The sequence below is a fragment of the Haloplanus salinarum genome, assembly GCF_024498175.1.
In the GTDB taxonomy this organism is placed as follows: Archaea; Halobacteriota; Halobacteria; order Halobacteriales; family Haloferacaceae; genus Haloplanus; species Haloplanus salinarum.
Map to the genome: position 1 here is coordinate 1577932 of NZ_CP101823.1, position 20728 is coordinate 1598659.

Annotated in this window: 19 protein-coding genes; 13 read left to right on the forward strand and 6 right to left on the reverse strand. The window is 60.8% G+C overall.

The features are described 5' to 3' along the window. Window positions 1-214: 214 nt before the first annotated feature. The 4 genes from NO364_RS08135 to NO364_RS08150 form a co-directional block, all read right to left on the reverse strand. Entirely contained in the window at window positions 215-1033 is an 819-nt protein-coding gene (locus NO364_RS08135; RefSeq protein WP_157687967.1) for an ABC transporter permease subunit, read from the reverse strand. Beyond that, window positions 1030-1836: an ABC transporter permease gene (locus NO364_RS08140; protein ID WP_257629040.1), complete on the reverse strand. Its 807-nt coding sequence runs from the start codon at window positions 1834-1836 to the stop codon at window positions 1030-1032. Before NO364_RS08140 ends, NO364_RS08135 begins: the two co-directional genes overlap by 4 nt. Then, on the reverse strand, window positions 1833-2744 hold the full coding sequence (locus tag NO364_RS08145) for an ABC transporter ATP-binding protein (protein WP_157687965.1): 912 nt from the start codon (window positions 2742-2744) through the stop codon (window positions 1833-1835). Before NO364_RS08145 ends, NO364_RS08140 begins: the two co-directional genes overlap by 4 nt. Window positions 2745-2875: 131 nt before the next feature. Next, window positions 2876-3304 carry a hypothetical protein gene (locus NO364_RS08150; RefSeq protein ID WP_257629041.1) on the reverse strand — a complete coding sequence of 143 codons (429 nt, stop codon included), beginning with the start codon at window positions 3302-3304 and terminating at the stop codon, window positions 2876-2878. A gap of 177 nt (window positions 3305-3481) precedes the next feature. Between NO364_RS08150 and NO364_RS08155 the strand changes: the two genes are divergently transcribed. The 3 genes from NO364_RS08155 to NO364_RS08165 all read left to right on the forward strand — a co-directional run bounded on the left by NO364_RS08155 (window position 3482) and on the right by NO364_RS08165 (window position 5897). Beyond that, window positions 3482-4219, forward strand: coding sequence for a DUF7847 domain-containing protein (locus tag NO364_RS08155; RefSeq protein ID WP_257629042.1), 738 nt, complete (start codon window positions 3482-3484; stop codon window positions 4217-4219). A gap of 243 nt (window positions 4220-4462) precedes the next feature. After that, on the forward strand, window positions 4463-5428 hold the full coding sequence (locus NO364_RS08160) for a hypothetical protein (protein ID WP_257629043.1): 966 nt from the start codon (window positions 4463-4465) through the stop codon (window positions 5426-5428). 274 nt (window positions 5429-5702) lie between these two features. Further along, window positions 5703-5897, forward strand: coding sequence for a hypothetical protein (locus NO364_RS08165; protein ID WP_257629044.1), 195 nt, complete (start codon window positions 5703-5705; stop codon window positions 5895-5897). 208 nt (window positions 5898-6105) lie between these two features. Here NO364_RS08165 and NO364_RS08170 read toward each other — a convergent pair whose 3' ends face one another. Then, the gene (locus NO364_RS08170; RefSeq protein WP_257629045.1) at window positions 6106-6597 is read right to left on the reverse strand and encodes a DUF5518 domain-containing protein; all 492 of its coding nucleotides are present in this window, start codon (window positions 6595-6597) and stop codon (window positions 6106-6108) included. 108 nt (window positions 6598-6705) lie between these two features. Beyond that, entirely contained in the window at window positions 6706-8367 is a 1662-nt protein-coding gene (locus tag NO364_RS08175) for a sensor histidine kinase (protein ID WP_157687960.1), read from the reverse strand. A gap of 1658 nt (window positions 8368-10025) precedes the next feature. Here NO364_RS08175 and NO364_RS08180 point away from each other — a divergent pair. From NO364_RS08180 to NO364_RS08225, 10 genes are all read left to right on the forward strand, one after another. Further along, entirely contained in the window at window positions 10026-11624 is a 1599-nt protein-coding gene (locus NO364_RS08180) for a PAS domain-containing protein (protein WP_420191833.1), read from the forward strand. Beyond that, complete coding sequence (locus NO364_RS08185; protein WP_157687958.1) at window positions 11621-13249, forward strand: PAS domain-containing sensor histidine kinase; 1629 nt, start codon at window positions 11621-11623, stop codon at window positions 13247-13249. The genes NO364_RS08180 and NO364_RS08185 overlap by 4 nt, the downstream gene beginning before the upstream one ends. Window positions 13250-14219: 970 nt before the next feature. Continuing rightward, a complete protein-coding gene (locus tag NO364_RS08190; RefSeq protein WP_157687957.1) occupies window positions 14220-14702 on the forward strand; it encodes a hypothetical protein in 483 nt (160 codons plus the stop codon). 83 nt (window positions 14703-14785) lie between these two features. Beyond that, window positions 14786-15040, forward strand: a complete 255-nt coding sequence (locus NO364_RS08195; protein ID WP_257629047.1) for a PAS domain-containing protein — start codon at window positions 14786-14788, stop codon at window positions 15038-15040. Window positions 15041-15208: 168 nt separating this feature from the next. Then, window positions 15209-15409: a hypothetical protein gene (locus NO364_RS08200; protein ID WP_157687955.1), complete on the forward strand. Its 201-nt coding sequence runs from the start codon at window positions 15209-15211 to the stop codon at window positions 15407-15409. Window positions 15410-16283: 874 nt separating this feature from the next. Next, window positions 16284-16865, forward strand: a complete 582-nt coding sequence (locus NO364_RS08205) for an NADPH-dependent FMN reductase (protein WP_257629048.1) — start codon at window positions 16284-16286, stop codon at window positions 16863-16865. Between the two features lie 113 nt (window positions 16866-16978). Beyond that, window positions 16979-17251, forward strand: a complete 273-nt coding sequence (locus NO364_RS08210; protein WP_257629155.1) for a winged helix-turn-helix transcriptional regulator — start codon at window positions 16979-16981, stop codon at window positions 17249-17251. A gap of 91 nt (window positions 17252-17342) precedes the next feature. Then, on the forward strand, window positions 17343-18251 hold the full coding sequence (locus NO364_RS08215) for a DUF7351 domain-containing protein (RefSeq protein ID WP_257629049.1): 909 nt from the start codon (window positions 17343-17345) through the stop codon (window positions 18249-18251). Between the two features lie 158 nt (window positions 18252-18409). Beyond that, window positions 18410-19177 (forward strand): glutathione S-transferase C-terminal domain-containing protein, encoded by a 768-nt coding sequence (locus NO364_RS08220; RefSeq protein WP_257629050.1) that lies wholly within the window; start codon window positions 18410-18412, stop codon window positions 19175-19177. Beyond that, on the forward strand, window positions 19174-20706 hold the full coding sequence (locus NO364_RS08225) for an ATPase domain-containing protein (protein WP_257629051.1): 1533 nt from the start codon (window positions 19174-19176) through the stop codon (window positions 20704-20706). Before NO364_RS08220 ends, NO364_RS08225 begins: the two co-directional genes overlap by 4 nt. Window positions 20707-20728: the final 22 nt, after the last annotated feature.

Below are 20728 nucleotides of genomic sequence, written 5' to 3' on the forward strand. Positions count from 1 at the left end.
AAAACATCTCGGGCTCCTCTGTTCGACTGCCCGATTCGGATTTCTCCCCTTCATTTTCGCAGGCTACTCCGAGAGCCGATCACCTCAGCGTACATCCCGAGACACGCCTGTTCGGCGCGGCATCGGTTGCCAACGATCCCTGTATTGCGACGGAGCCGCCTAGGCCTGTTACAAACGGCTCCGAACTGTCCCCCACACCGAGAATCCACATCCGCTAGAGGTCGGCAGTCTTGAACCGGAGGTAGCCCAGCGCGACGGGAACGAACGTCCACGCGAGTAGCAGTCCAAGGGCGGCCGGCCAAGCGACATACGCGACGCCACTGTCGACGTACCGACCGGCCCGATCCACGGCGAACCCAGTCCGGACGAGCAGGTCGAAGGACTCACTCGGTGCCGCGAGGCGGACGAAGAGAGCCCAGCCGGGCATGTCGTTCGTGACTGCCGTGTCGAACCGATGGAGGATCAACAGCACCGCCGTATGGAGGTCTTCCCAGAGGACGACCGACACTAGATACGCACCGATAGTACCGACGGTCACGCGTCGACCAGTCGCTGTCGATAACGAGACGCCGACTGCCAGCCCGACGAACGCCACCCCGTACAGTACCGTTACACCGACGAACCACGGCAGCCACGGCCACGGCACGCTCCCGTTAGCGAGGACGGTGGCTACGCCGCCGGCGAGACAGAGCGCGAGCGCTGTCGGCACGACGAAAACGACACTCCGCCCGACGAATTTGCCGACGGCCACGTCCCGGCGGGAGTGTGGGACGGAGAGTGCGAGTCGGAGTTGTCCACCGGTTCGCTCCGCGAGGATCGACTTGTACCCGAGCAAGAGCGCAACGAGCGGAGTCGTCACCGCGACGACCCCGGTGAGGCTATCGATATACGTCGGGAACGAGCCGTCGTCGAGCACGAATTCGACGGCGGCGACGCCGACGAACAGGAGGATCTGAACCCCGCCGACGATCCAGATGCCGACTGACTGGCTGGCGGCACGAACGTCCCGGAGGGCGACGTCGCGCCACGTCACGCGAGGTCCCTCCACTCGAACCGGAGTACCGCTACCGACAGTGGACCGAGGAGCCAGCCGACGAAGACCGGAAGTGCCAGCGCCGGCCCGTCGTACCACGTGCCAGCCCCCCGATCGCTCGCAGCCAAGGCGGTAACGAGCGTCTCGAAGGCGCTCCCGGGGTCGAGTTGGGCGCTAACCCGAACCGCGGTACGGATCGGCCCGTCGGTGACCCCCGCTGCCACCAGACCAGCTTCGGTCCCCGCAGTGACGGGGTCCCAGACGATAACCAGTACGAAGAGTGCGGCGACGCCGAGAACGAGTGCCCGGCGGTTCGTCGCGACCAGCGCGGATGCTGCAACGCCGATCCCGACCCAGATGGCGCCGTGGGCGACGCACAGGAGGACGAACGCCAGCAAGCGGAGGGGCTGCAGCGTTCCGAACGGGTAGACGACCAGGACACCCGCAATCACCATCCCGACGGCGATGGCGGCTCCCAGCACGCCTGCTCGGCCGACGAATCGTCCGAGTACGAGTGTCGACCGACCGTGTGGCATCGAAAGCGCGAGCCGCAACGCGCCGGATTCGTGTTCGCGGGCGATGGCGCCGTATCCGAACAACACGCCGATAGGAGCCAGTAACGCCCCGAGCCACCCACCGACGAAGGCGCCGAACCGACTCGTCGTGATCGGCGGGGTGCCGACGACGGGGTAGACGTACGCCGCGATGGACACGACGCCGATCAGGCCGACGAGCGCGGCCTTCGGGAGTCGGGCATCGAGTACTACTCGCCAGTCCCGACGGGCGATCACGCGCCACGTCACACCCGGTCGCCTCCGGTGAACTCGACGAACATATCCTCGAGCGACGCCTCCTCGGTGCGAAAGTTGACGACCCCGACGCCGGCGTCGTGGAGTTCGACCAGCGCGTCCATCTTCGCATCGTTCGTACACGTCGCCTCGATGGTGCCGTCGCGCTCGACCGCCGTCTCGACGCCCTCGACCCGCCCGACCGCGTCGAGGGTTTCGTCGTCGACCCGGTCGGGCGTGATGACCAGCTTCGTCCCGCCGCCGATCGCTTCACGCAACCCGGCGATGGTGTCGGTCGCGATCAGCCGACCGTTCTGGAGGATGCCAACTCGGTCACAGACCGCCTCGACCTGCTCGAGGACGTGACTCGAGAAGAAGATGGTCGCCCCGCGGTCGGCCTCCTCGCGGAGGATGGTCCGCATCTCCGCGGCGCCGTTCGGATCGAGCCCGGTCGTCGGCTCGTCGAGGACGAGCAGGTCCGGCTCCCCGACGAGCGCCATCGCGAGCGCGAGCCGCTGACGCATCCCCTTCGAGTAGTCCGTCGCCGAGCGGGCGGCGTCGTCACGGAGTCCGACACGGGAGAGGACGTCGGCGGGGTCCTCGTCGACGTCTTTCGACCGGATCGCGTATTCGACGTGGTCGCGGCCCGAGAGTCCATCGAACGGGGCGTACCCTTCCGGCAAGACGCCGATACGTTCGCGGACTGCGACGCCGTCGTCCCGACAGTCGTGGCCGAACACCGACAGTGTGCCGTCGGTCGGCGCGACGAATCCGAGCAGGATGTCGATGAACGTCGACTTGCCCGCGCCGTTCGGTCCGAGGAAGCCGAACGTCTCGCCGGCCTCGACGGTCAGATCGACGCGGTCGAGAGCGAGCACGTCGCCGTAGCGCTTCGAGAGGTCCGTGGCGCTAATGACGGTCACAGGACGTTGGGACGGGATGGCGGCCGATGAATACCCCGTGGAGGTTTCAGAGTCGGCAACACCGACACCATTGTTTGGTCGGATCTGTTGGGGGCCACGAGTACCGATTCGGGGTCGATCGGCCGTCGTCGCTATGCCGCGTGCGACCGGAGCGCTTGGCCGGCACGCCAGAGAAGGGTGGCAAACAGCGGAAGCAGCGCCGCACACATACTGAGCGTCAGCGTCTTCGGGACGATCCAGGGCGTCACGAACGCCATCCCGACCCCGACGAACGGGCCAACGGACACGGTGATCGTCGTGCCCACGAGCAGCCGTCGCTGGCTGTCGTCGAACTCGATGCCGTACCCACCCGTCGGCGGAATCAACAGCCCGAGCGGGAGGAGAAACAGACCGGCCCAGACGACGAGCGACAGCGAGAGGAGCGCAACCGCCGGACCGAACAGCCCTCCCGTGCCCGGCGATGGCAGCCTCACGAGCGCCCGGTAGCCGAAAGCTGCCAGTCCTGCGCCGACCGCCGCCACCGGCAGCTGGAGGGGGCCCAGTACGCGATATCCGTTCACGAGTTCCCCATAGTCCGATGTTTCAAAAGCTGTCGACGCGGCGTTTCGTGGCCTGCAACAGCGTCGTGACGTGGCGTCCCCGCAGCGAGCGGAACGCGAACGACGGGCCCACGCGGGGGTTTCCGAACGAGAAACGCTGGACGACGTTTCTCACGTCCCACTCTCGACACACCACGTATGGCCCTCCAGTTAGGCAAAGCGATCGGGCGTGGTGCCCGACGCTCGCTTTCGGTCAGTGGCATCGTCGCGCTCGTACTGATGATCTGTTATCAGGTCCTCTTCGTCGGGTCATTCAACGCGGTCATCGTGGACACGCTCCCATCGGAGGTTCGATCCGGCGACGCCGGGATCGGCTTCGCGCTCCCGCTATCGACCGAGGTTGCAGCCGGGGTGGCCGTCGTCGCGCTGTTGCTCGGCATCGGCATCTTTCTCGTGACCGCACGGCTGTTGGCACGTGACCTCTCCGATCTCTCGTCGCTCCCCGGGAATCTGTTCACCCGGCGTCTCGGCCGTGCGTTCCTGTCCGCGCTCGTCGTCAGCGTCGTTCTCGGAGTGGCGATCCCGATCGGGTTCGCGTTCCTCCTCGTTCCCGGTCTGTTCCTCGCCGTGAGTCTCCAGTTCGCGGTGTTTGCCGTCGCCGTCGAAGACACGGGTCCGATCGAGGCGTTCCGTCGAAGTTGGGGCCTGGCGAGTGGGAACCGCTGGCGGCTGCTCGCACTCGTCGTTCTGTTCGGTGTCATCGGCGCTATCGGTGGGGCGGTCGGATCGGTGTTCGCCTTCGTCTCGCCGTCCGCCGGCCAACTCGCCTCGCTCGTCATCAATTCGGTGCTCGTCATCCTCATGTACGGCATCATCGCCGACTCGTTCGTGCAGCTGCGCGGTGGATCGGCGTCCGCCACGAGTTCGCTCGCCTGAGGCGGATTTGTACCGCCGTCCCGGCAGTTTCGGACGGTGAGACAGGACTGAATCACGGATACTGCCGCGTATCTAAACTCTTCGTGAAACCTCTCCGCATCATCTGGCGGGAAAGCGGGCTTAGCGACTCGTCGCCCGGTACCCGCTCTGATGTGACATATTCGAACGTATTCACAGTCAGCCCGTTGCTGACTGCGAAATACGGTTTGAGCATTCAATAGCCGGTGAAGGAGTCGTATCGATATGCAAACTCGACTGCTCGTTGCCACAGCCACAGCGTTCTGTCTCGTTGCACTCGCCGGTTGTTCACAGCCCGCCGGTTCGCTCTCGATGGACTCGCTCAACGACACGGAACTGGCCGACCACGCCAGTAGGGCCGTCTCCGAGGATGAACTAGCGGAGGAACACGAACGCGGCCCGCAGCCACACGTTCTCAGTCGGGCCGTCGATAACGAATCCGCGACGGTCGCTGCGACGGACCCGCCCCACAAAAACAATTCGACGGTATACCGGACGGGCGACCGGTTCTACACCCTTTCGTACACGACTGTAGGCACGACGAGCGGGCGGGAACTGACCTACGGATTCGATGGAAACGCGACTACGGACGAGGCCGATCGGAACGGGTGGGCAACCGTCGCGTACGACGACTTGCCGCCGGTCGACAGGGCGATGCTTCGGACGCCCCTGTCGGTGATAACGGCAGAGGAAGGCAGTCGGTCAAGCATCAAGGAGAGGCGAACGTACAGTCCAGCCGAACTCAACCGGTCGGTCATCGCCGACCAGCAGTACGATGCGATCAGATACGATGGAACGTTGGTCGAAGTCGATGTCGCGTCGAGCGAACCACGCTCTCTGACCGTCTATCGGTACCAACCGAGACCCGTTGCGACGACCGCTGACGCGTACGCCGCATGTCTGCAGGACGAGTATGTGTTCGAGTTGTCGGGGCTCGATCCGAACACGCGAGAGGTTGTGAACGAGGCGGCCGACGGAACGTACCGCGCGGAGAACACCAGCGACACGGCGTTTCGATCCCTCGTTGAGACGTTCCACAGCCACACGGCGGTTTCAGCGAACACCGCGTCCGGGTCGTGGGTTACCCGATACGAGGGGCGACTCTACTGGGTCAAGCTTCGGTACACCGGCTTCGAATCCGACCGGGACTCCCGTCCGCGGGTGCGAGCCCCGGCGGCTGTCTGTTCGTGACCGGGGAGTGTTCGGTCGGAGGGAGTGTCAACTGCGTCCGAGACGGCCACGGCGTCGATACAGGTAGCACGTCAGGAGAGGAACCGAAACGAGCAATAGCGGCGAGAAGACGGCAGCCCCGAGATGTGCGAGGCCGCCGAGGCTCCACGCGATACTCGGCGACCAGTGCTCGTCGTCACCGAGTGCTCGAACGTCTGCGAGCAGGCACACAAAAACGACGAGGGCCACGAAGATACCGCCCCAGAACGAAGCCACTGCGAGGACGAACGACGCGATGCCAGTAGCGACGTTCGGATCACCGCCGGACGAGGACACGACAATAAACGTCCGCGAACCGAAGTCGGAGAGGAGCGTCGCCACCGCAACGAGGGGGAACAGGGCGACACCGTACCACCACGAACTCGACATCGTGTTAATCGAGGAAGAAATAGTAGTCACACAGAGAGGCGTCGTGTCTCAGGAACATTAGTAGTGTAGAGTGCGTTCTATAGTAGCGATTGATACTGTTTATTGTAAGTCATTACCGGTGGTTCGCCGAGACGGTCCGGCGAACCACCGGCAACCAGTTACAATAATCCGTATGAAACTGTTTGCACAGCCGACCGTACGCAGTACTGCGATCGGCTGTGTAATGACTTTCAATCGCTACTATAGCTTCTTTCATCCGAGAGTCCTCGCTACGTACGACTCCGTGGGTCGGCGACACCATCGCGACCCCTCCGTTCGGCCAGCCAGCCGCCGAAGCGACCGGCGAGCGCTCCGGAGAGGGCCACTATTACGAACATGAGGCCGCCGAACGCGAGTGCCATCCCGACGCTGGCCGCTTGGAACCAGGGCGGGTTCGGGATGTTCGTGATCGCCCGAAGCAGTTCGGTCAGCGCCCAGAGAGTCGGTATTCCACCGATAAGCGCGGCTCGTATTCCGGTCGCGGTGCTGTTCCCGCCGCGTCGCTTGATCAGATACCCGGCGAATACGCTCCCGACGAGGACCGCTCCGAGGGTTATGTTTTCCGGGGATCGCCACACTTCGAGCGCGGTGAAGGGGAGTGCGAGTAGCCCACCGACGAGTGCGTACGTCCACGTCTCGGTCAACTGGAGGGGACCAATCCGAACCACGTCGGGATATCTGTCGCTATATATAAAAACCCCGTCACGGTGTTGCTCGGCCAAAGAGTGGCGTTCGGTGCATTACGAACGGTCTCCGTCCTCGGACGGTCGGAATACACTGGCTTCCGCTCTATGGGTCGTACTCGTCTTTTGCGGTTGGGTGTCGGCCAGTTACCGTACCGAATCGTAGAGCCGGATCGTTACGAGACTACCTTCGGGGTCGTTCTCCCGAAACTGGATCTCCCCTCCTAACTGAGTGACTGCCCAGTTGACGAACCAGAGTCCGATACCCTGGCCGTGGTCGAGTTGTGTCTCGGTTCCGGCAGCGAGCATCTCTCGTTCCCGCTCGGGAATCCCTGGTCCGTTATCCGCGACGGAGAGTTCGACCGTCCCGTCCGACACCTCCCGAACACTGAGTTCGACGCGGGGCACGTCCGCAGTCGTGTGTTCGAGTGAATTTTCCACCAGCTCGAAAAGCACCTGTCGGAGTACGGCTCGATGAGAGGAGATAGTCACCTCGGCGGGGTGGACGAGCGAGATGTCGGCCGATTCGTTCTCGGATCGGAACTGATCCACGACAGTACTGGCTACGTCAGTCAGATCGACCGATTCCGGTGAATCGGTACTCTCGGTCATGACTGCCTCCGCCTCTCTGACCTTGTTACTCAGTTCGAGAAGGTCGGTCGCGCGCTCTCGAATGCCGGTCCGTAGCTCCTCGTCGTCGACGTGGTCGGCGTACGCGAGCACGACGTCCAAGTCGTTCCGCACGTTGTGTCGGAGGATACGATTGAGAACCGTGAGTCGCTGTTCTCTGGTCTCTCGGTCGGTGATGTCTCGGAAGAGCACGGTTCTGGCGACGGGATTACCCTCATCGTTGGTCGTGGCTTCCTCGACCGCGGAGACGCTAAATTGGAACTGTCGACGCCCTTCGGACGTCCGAAGTGCGACTGTTCCCGTCGCACCTGTGTGGAATTCGGTCCCTTCGAGTCCGTCGATGACAGACTGAACCGGTTCCCCGATCATCCCCTCCGTGGAACCGTCGAACAACTCTGCCGCCGTCTCGTTAATATCGAGGACGTGATCGTCCCAGTCGAGGACGACGAGCGCTTCTTGGAGGGTTTCGACTACGCGTGTCCGTGCGACGTAGTCGGCTTTCGGGAACCCGGTCAGTACTGGGTACCGTCGTATCGCAGCGGTCAGAAAAGCGCCCGACAGGAGCAGACCGAGCGTCGTGCCGCCGATCAGTGAGGTATTGGACTCCGCAACGGAGAGCAGGCTCGGAGCCGCAACGCCGGCAGTCAGTACGGTTATCTGTGTGCTCGACACCCGAGGATGACCCCAACTGAGATCGATCAGTAGATACGTCGCATACAGGGCATACAGGAACAACAGAAAGCCGTACAGGATCGTCCATCCGAGCGCGAGTCCGAGTATCGGTCCGACGACCGTTTTGGAGGCATCACTAGCGAGAGCGACCGCACCGATCACCACCGGTAACACGATGCCAGACAGCAGCACGATCCGCTTCCGTGTCGCCATGATTCCGCGGCCGGCATAGCTGAGTGCATAGGCGATCCAAGCCACGGGGAGAAACAGTAGGGCACCGAATTGCACTACGTCGAAAAGCGACTCGAGGAAGCGCACGGTCGCCACGCCGACGACCGTGGCCCCAAGCGACGAGGCTGCCCAGACAGTTAGCGTGATCGAGAGTACGAGAAACGGTTCCGCACTGGGCTGGTCTCTGGACCGGGAAGCTCGCCAAGTTGTCCAACACAAAAGGGCGGACGCCAGAGCCTTGAGTACCAGCGTAGTCAGTGTAGTACCGGAAATCATCGTTCCATATCTCGGACAGCGATTTGGATGTTATGTCGACTGAATACAGCGATGGCTACTCGATTCGGTCTCGAAATCGGAAGGCCGATGCACGGAGCGATGCACGATTAGCGACGAACGCGTTTGGGGAGTTGGGGACCTAGCTCACCCGCTGGGGGACGGAGCGGGCATAGTGACGATGAGTCCCGAAATTAATGGATGGAGCCCCTGTGTTTCACTATCGGAAACTGACGCCCTGAAGCGGTTCGTATCGCTTCGAAGTGTGTCGAACAGATGAGACGCCACTATCGAGGAGGTTCCCATCCAACGGGGGGTGAACGCCCGGCGTGGACTGAACTCGGTGGCGCTTAGGGATAACTGGCCGAGGGTGTAGATGTCGCCCCGGACGAAGCCGTGGACGCTACCGGCGTCCCGGGAGCACGGATCGACGATCGGAGCCGGTCCTAATAGTTCCCTCACAAATACTACTGAATGGACCGTAAGGGCGTTCTACCGGAGAGATCCGCTCGCGATACGGGTGAAGCTCTTTGCTGTCTCGTTGCTCATTACCGCCGTTATCGTCGCTGGGGGACGGCGATCGTCAGTCGGGTCTTCGATCCAGTCACGAACGAACAGTTGGCCCCGGTCGAAGCCAACGCGGAACTCGAGGCGGAGAGTCTCGCCAGATGGTTCGAGGGTGAACAGGAGTCGGGTTCTTGCTGAGCAGGGGGGGTGATCCTCTTCGGTCCAATCACCTCGATCAGACGACGGTCACGTCAGGCGAAAGCAGTCGCCGAAGTGGACCTGACGGCGGAAATTCCGGACGAAAACCGAATCGGGGAGGTCGGGGAGCTCGGAACCAGTCCCCTCGGAACGTGTGTATAGCGAAACGACGACGGCACGACGGTCAATATTACGCTCGCCGATGTCACCGACCAAACTGAGAACGGGGACCGAGTGGGATAGCACCAGTAGCTGAGACCCGTCGGGAGTCGGCTCCTCGTCGTCGATCGATCGCGTCCGTCGCTGAAAGGGGCGCGACGATTTTTAATATCCGGGAATGGGGCTCGTCATCCGTCACTACGACTGCTCGGCCGCTCCGAACTGCACGACGAGTTTCTCGGCTGTGAGTGCATAGATTGTCATCTCTCGACCCTTTACCGAGTACCACGTGTCGATCGGTTCGACGAGGTCGTTCTCTTCGAGGCGCCGCAAGTAATGATGGACGTTCTGTATCGACTCTCTCCGCGATCTCGGAGGTCGTCTTCGGGTCGCCGTCCAGCGCCCCCAGAATCGACCTCCGAACGCGTCCCCGCGACCGAGCGACCGTGACCGCCTCACCGGTCGGGAGAGATGAAGCCTGCACGACTGCACGTTCAAGCCACGCCGCTGAGGGGGACGGGTTCGGATACAACTACCCGAAAATCACACCTCATTTGCGGCTGACGCCCGATCACCGACGATGCGTCCGAAATTATATACACGACCTATCACAACCAATCAGTAGCTGTATGTCACCCTACGGGATTTCTCTCTCCCACTCACTACTTGGTGCCGCCGCTTTATTGATCGCAGCTGCACTCACTCGATCGGCGTGTAATCGACGAAGCAGGCCTGGAGCCAGAGCGCTAGCTACTGTCGGGGGTTTGCTCACGCTCGGTAGTATCGCTTTCATAATTATGTTCGTCTACCCGGCACGGTATCAAGGACAATGGATCGTCACGTTGTACAACACCTCCGGGTTCGTCGCTGTGTTCGCGTTCCTGTTCGCTATCAGGTTTACCGGGCGCGGCCAGTGGCTCACGCGGTCGGTTCGAACGCTCTTGATATCGCTGCCGATTATATTGCTGGTAGTAAGTTTCCTCCCGTTCGAACTGGGTGTCGAGACGACATCGCAGGCGGGTCTCCTCGCTCAGCGCGTAATCGGACTCGTCTCGGATGTCCTTACTCCGCTGTACGCTATCGCTGCCGCCATCCTTCTCTGGGCGGCAATCTCTCGAGATGCCGTGCCGTATGGACAGGGGCTCTTACCGGCTGGGTCACTTCTCGTGTTGGCCCTGGCTCCGATCCTGTCGTCGGTATTTGCCCACTCGGAGCGGATCTTTCCTGTCGTCCTGCTCCTTGCAGGCGGCGGGCTCTTGACCACGCTGCGCTGGTACCGGCCGTTGGAACAGCTTCCGGTTGCCCGGCCGGTAGTCCAGAGTCGTATCGTCGATGAGTTGTCGGAACCGGTCGTGGCGATCGACCGTAAGGACAGGGTGGTCGACCTCAACACTGCCGCCGAAGACACGTTCGGCTGCGAGCAGGCGGCCGTGGTCGGACGACCCGTTCAACGTATCTTCGACGATGCGGTGCTGGCACACGAGGAGCGACAACTGATTCGAGTGAGCGATGGAGTCCTGACCGTCGTTCCGGAGGTTGTTGACGACACCGACGGCGTTCCTCTCGGCACGGTACTGCTGTTCAGAGACGCGACCGACCAGCGGCTCCGCGAGCGGCAAACGCGCATGTTGACCGATCTCCTCTCCGAAGTGATCGGCGTCCAGCTCGACGAAATCGCAAGGCTCGCATCGTCGGTTGAAGAACAGGATGGTTGTAACACCCCCGGAGTCGCGCCGAACGACGCGCGGGCCGACCCCGAGGGTGTGGGCGAACGAATCCGGACACGTAGCGACCTCCTGCTCACAGTCGGGCAGCGTGCAAGAGAGATGGAACAAGCGCTCGCCGGGACTTCCTTGGAAGAATCTAGCGACCTGCTGACAGGGATGCGGACTGCCGCGGCGCGCAGTTCGATACAGGCAGACGAACACGCCATCCAAGCGACCGGAGAGTCGTACACCGTCGCAGTCCCGCAGCCGCTCTTGATTGCGGGGTTCGCGGCCGTTTTCGACACTGTCACGATCCGGAATCGTTCGGTGACCATCTCGTTCGAGGCCGACATCGGAGGGTGGGGCGCACGCAACGGATCGGTCGCTAGCACCGAGTCGGGTACCGAATCCGATGCGGGCGCATCGAACCGCCAGCCGGATCCGCAACTGGCCGTTATGGCAGCCGACGGTCACGGATACGACGGAATCGTATACGTCGATATACGAACGGACTCCCGCGACGAGGAGGCCGATCCGGTGTCGGAACCCACCGCGGAACATCCCGCAGCGAAGCTGCTCTCGTTGATTGCCATCGATGCTGGCGGGAACGTGGGTGTCGACGGAACCCCGTGGGAGCATCTCCGCTTGGCGCTTCCCGCACGCAAGCCCCGGTTCGAGGGTGAGCGATGATCGACCCGCTCGTCGTCGCCGATGTCCTGCTCGTCGTGACCCTGGTCACGGCCGGAATCACGGCCGTCACCCGTCGACCGGAACTCGGGACGACCGGTCTCGGTATCACTGCCGGATGTCTCGCCGTGGTCGCCGTCCTTGACGTGGCCGTCCGGCTGAGAGTCGTTGATATCGAGACGCTGTTCAGCGGTGTGAGAGTCGCCCTGTTTGGGGCGTCGATATCCTGGTTGTGGTTCGCAGTCGAACACACCGGTCGCGGTCCAGAACTCACGCGCAAGCGACTTTTCGGTGGCACCGGGACGGCTGTCGCCCTCGTGTTCGCGACGCAACTGCCGGTATCAGTGATCCAGGACGCCTCGGTGGCCATCATCAATATCTCGGCAACGTACGGGAGTGTCGCGGGGACCTTTCTGCTCTCACAGGCGACACTCAAGCGCAAATTGGTCCCTCTGTGGCAAGGCGTTCTCCTTCCAATCAGCGGTAGCAGTCTCGTTATGGTCGGGTTCGCCGCCTCACTCACACCCCTGCAAGACAGTGTCGTCCAGAACCTCATCTTGGCCACCGTCCTCGGCTCTGGAGTGCCATTGGCGGCGAGCGTGTTCACCGAAGCAGCCGAAGACACCACGAAACAGGCACGGTTGGCCCGCGGCGTGGTTCTCGAAGAAGTTTCGGAAGCCGTGATCGTAACGGATACGCGTGGAAATATTATTTATACGAACGAAACCGCGAGGCAGGTGTTTCTCGGGACACAGTCCCGAGACGCCTTCGGACGTGATTTCGAGTCGCTCATCGGGGTTGGACCCGATGAACTCCGCGATGCTCCCGTCGACCGTGAACTGACGACCGAAATCGGGCGCCGATGGTTCGAGATGACACACAGCCCGATGACGGAACGGAACGGTGACCGGACCGGGGACATCTACATCTTCCGTGACGTTACAGCGCGGCGGAGCAACCAGCAACGGAGAAACGTCCTCGTGAGGCTCTTGCGTCACAACCTCCGTAACAAAGTAGACGTGATCCGTGCCAACGCGGAACTCCTCGATGACCAGCCGGAACGTGGTAAACAGATCGCGAATTCGGCCAGAGAGCTCGCGACGGTGAGCGAAACCGTCACCGAGATGGACCAACTCCTCTCCCAAGAACACATCGACCGGGAACGGATCGAAATAGGGGAACTCATCGGGAAGGTAGGAGAACAGACCGCCGACGATTTCGGAGGGACCGTGACCGTCGACGCGGAGCCGGTAACGCTGTACACCAGTCGTGAGGCCGTCCGGACCGTTGTAGCCGAACTCGTCAGCAACGGCATGAAACACGCCGAGATGGATGAACCACCTGTTCGCATCTCAGTTCGTGCATCCGCCGAACACGCGGTGGTTACGATCGAAGACGAGGGACCAGGCATCCCCGAACAGGAGTACGCAGTGCTCGGATCTGTCGAACAGTCACAGCTTCGTCATGGTCGGGGACTGGGCATCTGGATGGTGCAGTGGATCGTCACCCGACTCGGTGGTACGCTCTCGTTCGACGCCGACAGCTCCGGAACCGTTGTAACTGTTCAACTTCCACGCGGTGAGGGCGAACGTGACGCTCGATCCAACCCCCATCCCACACAAGACTGATATCCAACGGTTAGGTCGGCATATTAATTCATGATCGCGTCGATATTAGATCGAAACAGCTCGGAAACGCACGTATTAGCGGCTGACGACTGAACTTCCGTTTGTCGAGCCGTCGTATCGTTGTGAACGAAAATTCCATTTCAATTACAAACGCCGCTGGACGACCGAGGATACCTAGCGCCGCTCAGGCTTTGGGCTATCGATGTTGCTTATGAGTCTCTGGATGGGGCAGGCTGCTCTTCCCGAATCAAGGACCGTATCGCTGGCTATCGGTATTTCGGCAGTCACGTTAGCATTCTTCCGCGGTGGGCTACTCTCGGGGTACTTCGAACCGGAAGCGATTCCCGACGAAAAACGAGTCCTCTACCGAGTCGTATCCTTGTGACGATGCTCGTTGTCGGCGTGACGGCCTTTCTATCGATACTTGCGCTGCAGTACCGTTGATATATATGCGCCATCCATTGCGACTACTGAAACCGTTCGGGGGGTACATACAGGTCGGCGAACAGAAACCCCATATGAAATATAGGGGTCTGCTCGTCACCCTCTGGATGGTTGGCTCATTTGCTGTCGGCGCAGTGATATTTTCACCACTGAATGGGATAGCACTTTCTTTTTCGACCACGTTCGTATTCTGGGCCTTACTCGAATTGCGGGACATGAGGGGGCCTCAGTGAAGCAGGAGCAAAATCTCAAAGAGCCAACTGTTGGTATCCGGCTGAAGTCTTCTATTGGTGTTCCACCTCATCGCGTTTCAGGGAGCGTTCAATATCGTGACGAGGGGCCATCTCCCGAACGGACCTACCGGTGCATGACGAATACAAAACACGGGGCAGGACTCGCCCGAAAACGTTCGAACCAGCAAAACCTCGTCCTGTAGTGGTCAGGTATGGTAGTTGGCCACAGTATGGCTTCAATCACCCATTAAGTCAAAGACAAAAATATACAGTAGCCAACGCTCACAGGCACTGTGATTCCGTATTCGTCCGTCGGAGAGTTCGCGACGACGCTGTTGCAGTATCTGGCAGTACTCGGCGTTGTTGCCCTCGGGTGTCTCCCGTCACTCACGGTGTCGGACTTTCGTGCCCGACTCGATAGCTGGCCAACTGACCGATTCCCGGTGAACTATTTGCTACTGGTCGGGGTTATCGCACTCGGTCAGGGGGTCGCCATCGTTGCTGGCTGGCAGGTGCTTCACGTCGGGTCCACGCAGAGCGATCCGCAGTTTCGGGAATTTCGACTCGTCGCGGTGCTCATAGCCTATCCAATAGCGGTGTGGGGCCTTGGAACGATAGGTGTTCGTCTGTATTGTTGGCAACGATCGATGGAGCAGTGGTTGACGCTTCGGACTATCGCCGGCCTCGGAGTCGCTGCTGGGATGTACATTGTAACGCTCATCGGAGCAGCAATCGTCCTCTTTATAGCCGCGCTCTTTTTCGCGTTACCGACCTGAAACCGCCGGTTCGGACTTCACGATAGTTCTTCGGGTCAAGGATGTCCGAACATACGACCCCGTGACAGGAGGTGAAACGTATCGTGGTAGACGGCGAGGAACGATTCTATCTGAGTTCGAAGACGCCCATCTACGATATCGGTACCCATTCGGATCCGGACGACCCCGTTGCCATCTTTGGGGTTGCAAGCGACATCACCGAGCGCAAGGAACGTGCGCAGGAAATCACTCGCCTGAACCACCTCCATCAAACCGTCCTCTCGAATATCCGGGAAACTGTCGTCGTCACCGACGACGACGGCCAGTTCACGTACATCTGCCCGGAACTTCTACTATGAGGTCTGCTGAATACAGCGCGCGAATACAGCACGACGACGTTTCCCGATCGAGTTCACTCACTACGGATTGTGCGGTTGTGCTATTTCCCCGTCAAATGCGCTGCTCGTGACGAGCGTTTCATACCCGAATGCCAAAGGTCAACCGTCGCTCTCCCGTACCGTCAGTTAGTGAGCGAGTCACAAGACACGTCCGCGAGGCCAAAAATATCAGTTGCAGTGGTAGACGAGTCACACACGAACGAAATCCCCGACAATATTGACTCGGAACTGTATACGACAACGAGACCGGAGTCATCGTTGGTCGAGTTCGATGCTGATCCCGACGGTGAGCTGGCAGAGGCACTCAGGCGGAACGGGTTCGACGTGTGAACTAATCCACTAGTGATCGCCCGTTCTGTTGAAACCCTCACTGAGCGCTATGTTTGAGGAGCTGTGCTGAACAGAGGACGCGTATCTCGTACAACGCCTCCTCAAGATAGTGCGACTGGATGGTCACTACAAAATGTTCAAATCCCGAATTACCTGGACGACAGCCACCCAATAATAACCGGAGAATGCGGTCCGTCTCAATCACTCGTTCAAAGACAAGGTACGGTGGCTCGTCGATATGATCGACCGATCGAACCTGTTGGTTAGTGGATTCGCGCTGTACACCGGTGGGTTCCCCGGTGTCGCCCTCGCTCACTCTCCGCCAGTGCCGATCGGTGCCTTGTTCGTGTTCGGTGCTGGCAGTGGTCCGGTAACGCCGACGCTATTTGCGGGCCGGAGTATGCTTGCGCCCGACAACCTCCGCGCTGGCGTGATGAGTTTCCGGACGACGACCATCGGCATCAGCCAGGTCGTCGGACCGGTGGCGTTCACACTCGCCGGCGGTGCCATCGGGTACCAATCGACGCTTCTCGGTGCCAGGTCGGGGCCACCCTCTTCACTGCCGTGCTCGCGATAGTTCCCCTCGAGCCCTGAACCGGCATGTGGCTGGCAGCCAGTCACATTGCTTGCCGTTCTTCTCGCCCGAGAGTTCGCGGGACAGTGTGCGCCGCCACTTGGAGTCTCGTCTGGTGTGCTGATACAGGGTTTCTCAAACGAGTTTCACCACGTATGTTGTTTCTATCAGTAGGCGTCGCCCCACGTTACCGAAACGACCGGTTACGGTCGCCATCCGCATCCGCACCCTTGGCAGGAGGTGAATTTCAGTTCACAGAGACGATAAGTGGGATGGAGGCCTCCATTCGTGTGAAGCGAGATGACCCGAGATACCCAGGTAGTGGCCGTCTGTGGAAGTTTAGCCGCCGAGAGCGTGACTCGCGTCGCGCTTCGGGAGACCTTACAGGCAGCACAGGCCGCGGGTGCACAGACCACGCTCGTCGATCTCCGGGAGTACGACCTCCCGACGTTCGACGCCGACAATCAGGATGCCGGTGACGCCCCGGCACTGCGAGCCCAGTTGCGGCAGGCAGATGCGATCGTGCTGGGAACGCCGATGTACCATGGCTCGTTCAGCTCCCCGCTCAAGACGGCACTGGATTATAGCGGCTTCGACGAGTTCGAGGACACGACTGTGGGGTTGTTGGCCGTCTCCGGCGGGTCCTTCCCGACGACCGCGCTGGAGCATCTTCGATCGGTGGCCCGAGCACTCGACGCGTGGCCGCTGCCTCTCGACGTAGCCATTCCCGACTCATACGAACAGGTCGTCGATGGCGAACTCGTCGAGGAGTCACTGCGAGAGCGAGTCGACGAACTCGGCACGAAACTCGTCGAGTACGCCGACGTTGCACAGTACCCTGCCACCGCATCCACCTGCCAAGCCCAGCCCCACGCAGATTAACACTCGTGTCAACCACGACCACTCGTCGAGAGGAAGTACGGTCGAAAAACGTCGAAGCGTGCCCAGTCGTCCAGACGCTGGAGGCCGTTGGGACGCCCTGACGGCTCCAGATCCTGTACGCGCTCCGTGACCCGGAACTGCGGTTCGACGAGCTCAAACGCGCCACCGGTGGCCGATCGAAGACCGTGTCCGACGCGCTCGATGTCCTCTCGGAAAACGATCTCATCACGCGACGAACCGAGGAGGCAGCCCCTATCGCCGTCTACTATCGGCTCACCGAGAAGGGCGAGACACTCGTCAGCCGACTCGACGACGTGAGCCAGTGGGCCGTCGAGTGGATGGACGCCGTGGACGATCCCGACGACTTCAGGAGGCGGCTCCGGTAATACCGAAGGAACGCTGACAGCGCACCGTCACCGCCGGTTCGTCTCTCGAGAACCCGAGAATTATCTGGGTGGGTACAGAACGGTTGGATGTATGACGGGGGCGAGTGGCGAGTTCCCGGCTGAAATCGATCCACAGGACGCGTTTCAGTTGTTCAGCCATGAGTTGCGCCTCGAAATCCTGTTCGCCCTCTGGGAGGCCCCGGAATATGCGCTGGCCTTTTCGGAGATTCAGGACGCTGTCGATGAACGGGATTCGGGCAAATTCACCTACCATCTCGAACAACTCACCGAGCAATTCGTCAAAGAGATCGAGGGACGGTACGTCCTTCAGTACGCTGGGCATCGCGTCATCGACGCCATCCAGAGCGGTGTCTTCCACACGTCGCCGACGGTCTCTCCTGTCGAAGCACCCGGAGCCTGTACGCGCTGTGGGACGACCCCTCTTTTCGAATATGACGAGCATCTCGCGACCGTTTCCTGCCCGGACTGTGAGACCAAACGCATCGAATATCCGTTCGATCCCGGTGGATTCCAGGGTCGGTCGATCGAAGAGGCAATCGAGACGTTCGACCGCCGGACAACGTACAAGTGGCGACTGGCTTCGAGTGGCGTCTGTTTCGTCTGTGCTGGTCGCGTGTCCGTTACATACACCCAGACCGCTGCCGACATCGAAACCAACGACCGCTACCGTACTTTCTTCGCCGCTGATCACCCCGCCCTCTTCCATCTCAGCTGTCAGAACTGTAGCTTCTACAGCTACATTCCGGTTGGTATCCGTCTCTTAGATAATCCGGTTGTGGGTGGCCAACTTGCTACGAGCGGACTCGATACGACCGACCAGTTTCTCTGGGAGTTTCCCTTCGTTACAGACGGGGAATGCGTCACCGTCCAGAGTCGTGACCCATGGGAGGTCACCGTCGAAGCACCGACACCCAACGGCAAACTCGCTGTCACGCTCGATGCGGACGCCACCGTCCAGTCCGTCACGCTCGAACCGTGACCGAGCGCGCCAGGTATTGTGCATGATACCTAGCCTCTTGTATTCTACCTGAAAGATTAGGCGGGGCGCTCGGTAGGTCTACGTGGTATGTGCGACCCAGCGATTCACCACCGTATCGGCACTCGAACCAGCAACTACGGCAACCACTCCGGAGGAACGTGGCGACGGGAAAACTCGTAGATGGCACGTGGGTAGAGGCTCCCGAGCGCGGACACGACGATCGGGGATTCGACGCGTGGATCGGTCGGACGAACGGAGACGGTGAGCCCGAGTATCCGGCTGAACCGGATCGATACCACCTGTACGTTTCTCGGGCGTGCCCGTGGGCACACCGTGTAGCACTTACGCGCCGTCTGAAAGGACTCGAAGACGTGATTTCGGCCGATATCGTCGATCCGCTCCGCCGAGACAACGGCTGGGAATTCACCCCATCGAAACGGACCTGCACACCGGACTCGGTACACGGATTCGAGTATCTCCGCGAGATTCACACGCAAGCTGATCCGGGATACACGGGACGTGTGACCGTCCCTGTCCTCTACGATACTGCCACCGAAACCATCGTCAACAACGAGTCTGCCGATATCGCTCGGATGCTCGACGAGGCCTTCGACGCCGACGCCACCAACGATGTTGATCTGTCTCCCCCACACAAACGAGGCGAAATTGACGCGATCATCGAGTCGATCCACGACGACATCAACCCGGGTGTGTACAAAGCCGGGTTCGCGGACACACGAGATGGGTACGAGACAGCTGTCCGAAATCCCTTCGACGCGCTCGAACAGTGGGATAGTGTCCTCGGAGTTCGCCGATTTCTCGCCGGCGACCAACCGACACTTGCCGATGTGTTCCTGTTCCCGACGCTCTATCGCTTCGGCGCCGAACTCCGCTCGGAGCGATTTCTCGATGGGAGCCCTGGTTGACGCCGGCGATAACTCTGGATCGAGTGCGAAGACACATATGGCGTCAGAGTCCCAGTTCATACATGAGCGAAACGAATAATAAGGGCCAAGAGCGGGTCGTAACCGGCATTCCGGGCGTGGACGATATTCTCGGCGGCGGCTATCTCCCCGAGTCCGCCACGCTCGTGCGAGGCGAACCCGGCTCTGGTAAGTCGATCTTTTCGTTACACTTTCTCGCTGCTGGTCTGGATACGGACGAGACCGGGCTGTACATCAACCTTGGCGAACCGGAGGACTACATTCGGGATACTGCCCGGCACTTCGGCTTCGCTATAGATGCGATCGAATTCCTCAACCTCTCTGCCTCCGGCGACCAGTTTCAGGGCGAGGAGACGTACACCCTGTTCGAGTCCGGTGAAGTGGAAACGCCCTCGCTCGTCGAGAGCATTCGCGCGGAGATCCAGGAGATCAACCCGGATCGGGTCGTGGTGGATCCGGTCACCGAATTCCGGTATCTCGCCCCCGACGAACACCAGTTCCGATCTCAGATCCTGGGCCTGATCAACTTTCTCAAAAGCGAGGGCGCGACGGTCCTGCTCACTTCACAAGCTGCCGCGTCGATGCCCGACGACGATCTGCAGTTTCTCGTCGATGCCGTCATAAACGTGAAAGCGGAGGCGGATCGTCGAACGATCCACGTCTCGAAGTTCCGTGGCTCCTCCGTCCGATCCGGTCACCACACGCTCCGGATCACCGACGATGGCATGCGAGTGTGGCCACGACTCGATCCCAACCGCCACGAGCGTGAGCACAATTCGACCAAACTCTCCTCGGGTGTTCCGGCACTGGACTCACTGTTGTCGGGTGGCCTCACCACTGGAACGATCACGTTTCTGAGCGGGCCGACAGGGGTCGGCAAGACAACGACTGGCCTCCAGTTCATGAAAGAGGCCGCAGGCAGAGGCCAGCGCTCGGTCCTATACAGCTTCGAAGAAGACCACAACACCCTCTTCGAGCGCGCGGAAGCCGTCAACATCCCGGTGACCGAAATGATCGACCGAGGGACGCTCAACGTAGAGGTGATCGGCCCCGAAGAACTCACGGTCGACGAGTTCACCCACCACATCCGATCGGAAGTCGAAGACAAAGACGCCGAAATCGTGATGATTGACGGGACCAGCGGGTTCGAGCAGTCGCTACGCGGCGTCGACGAAGACCCGATGCGGGACCTCGTCAAGGTCGGTCGCTACCTCCGCAACATGGGCGTGACCGGACTGGTGACGAACGAAGTCCACAACATCACCGGTGAGTTCCGCGCGACCGACCAAGGCATGAGCTATCTCGCTGACAGCATCGTCGTCCTACGCCATGTCGAATACAAGGGCTCGCTCCGGAAGGTGATCGGCGTCCTCAAGATGCGCACCAGCCAGTACGAAAACCAGCTCCGGGAACTGGAAATCACCGAACACGGCCTGCGGGTCGGGGACTCGCTGCCCGAACTCCGGGGGATTCTCACCGGCACACCGACCTGGGATGATGATGGAGACTGAGTCACGGACGGGAGTGGATAGC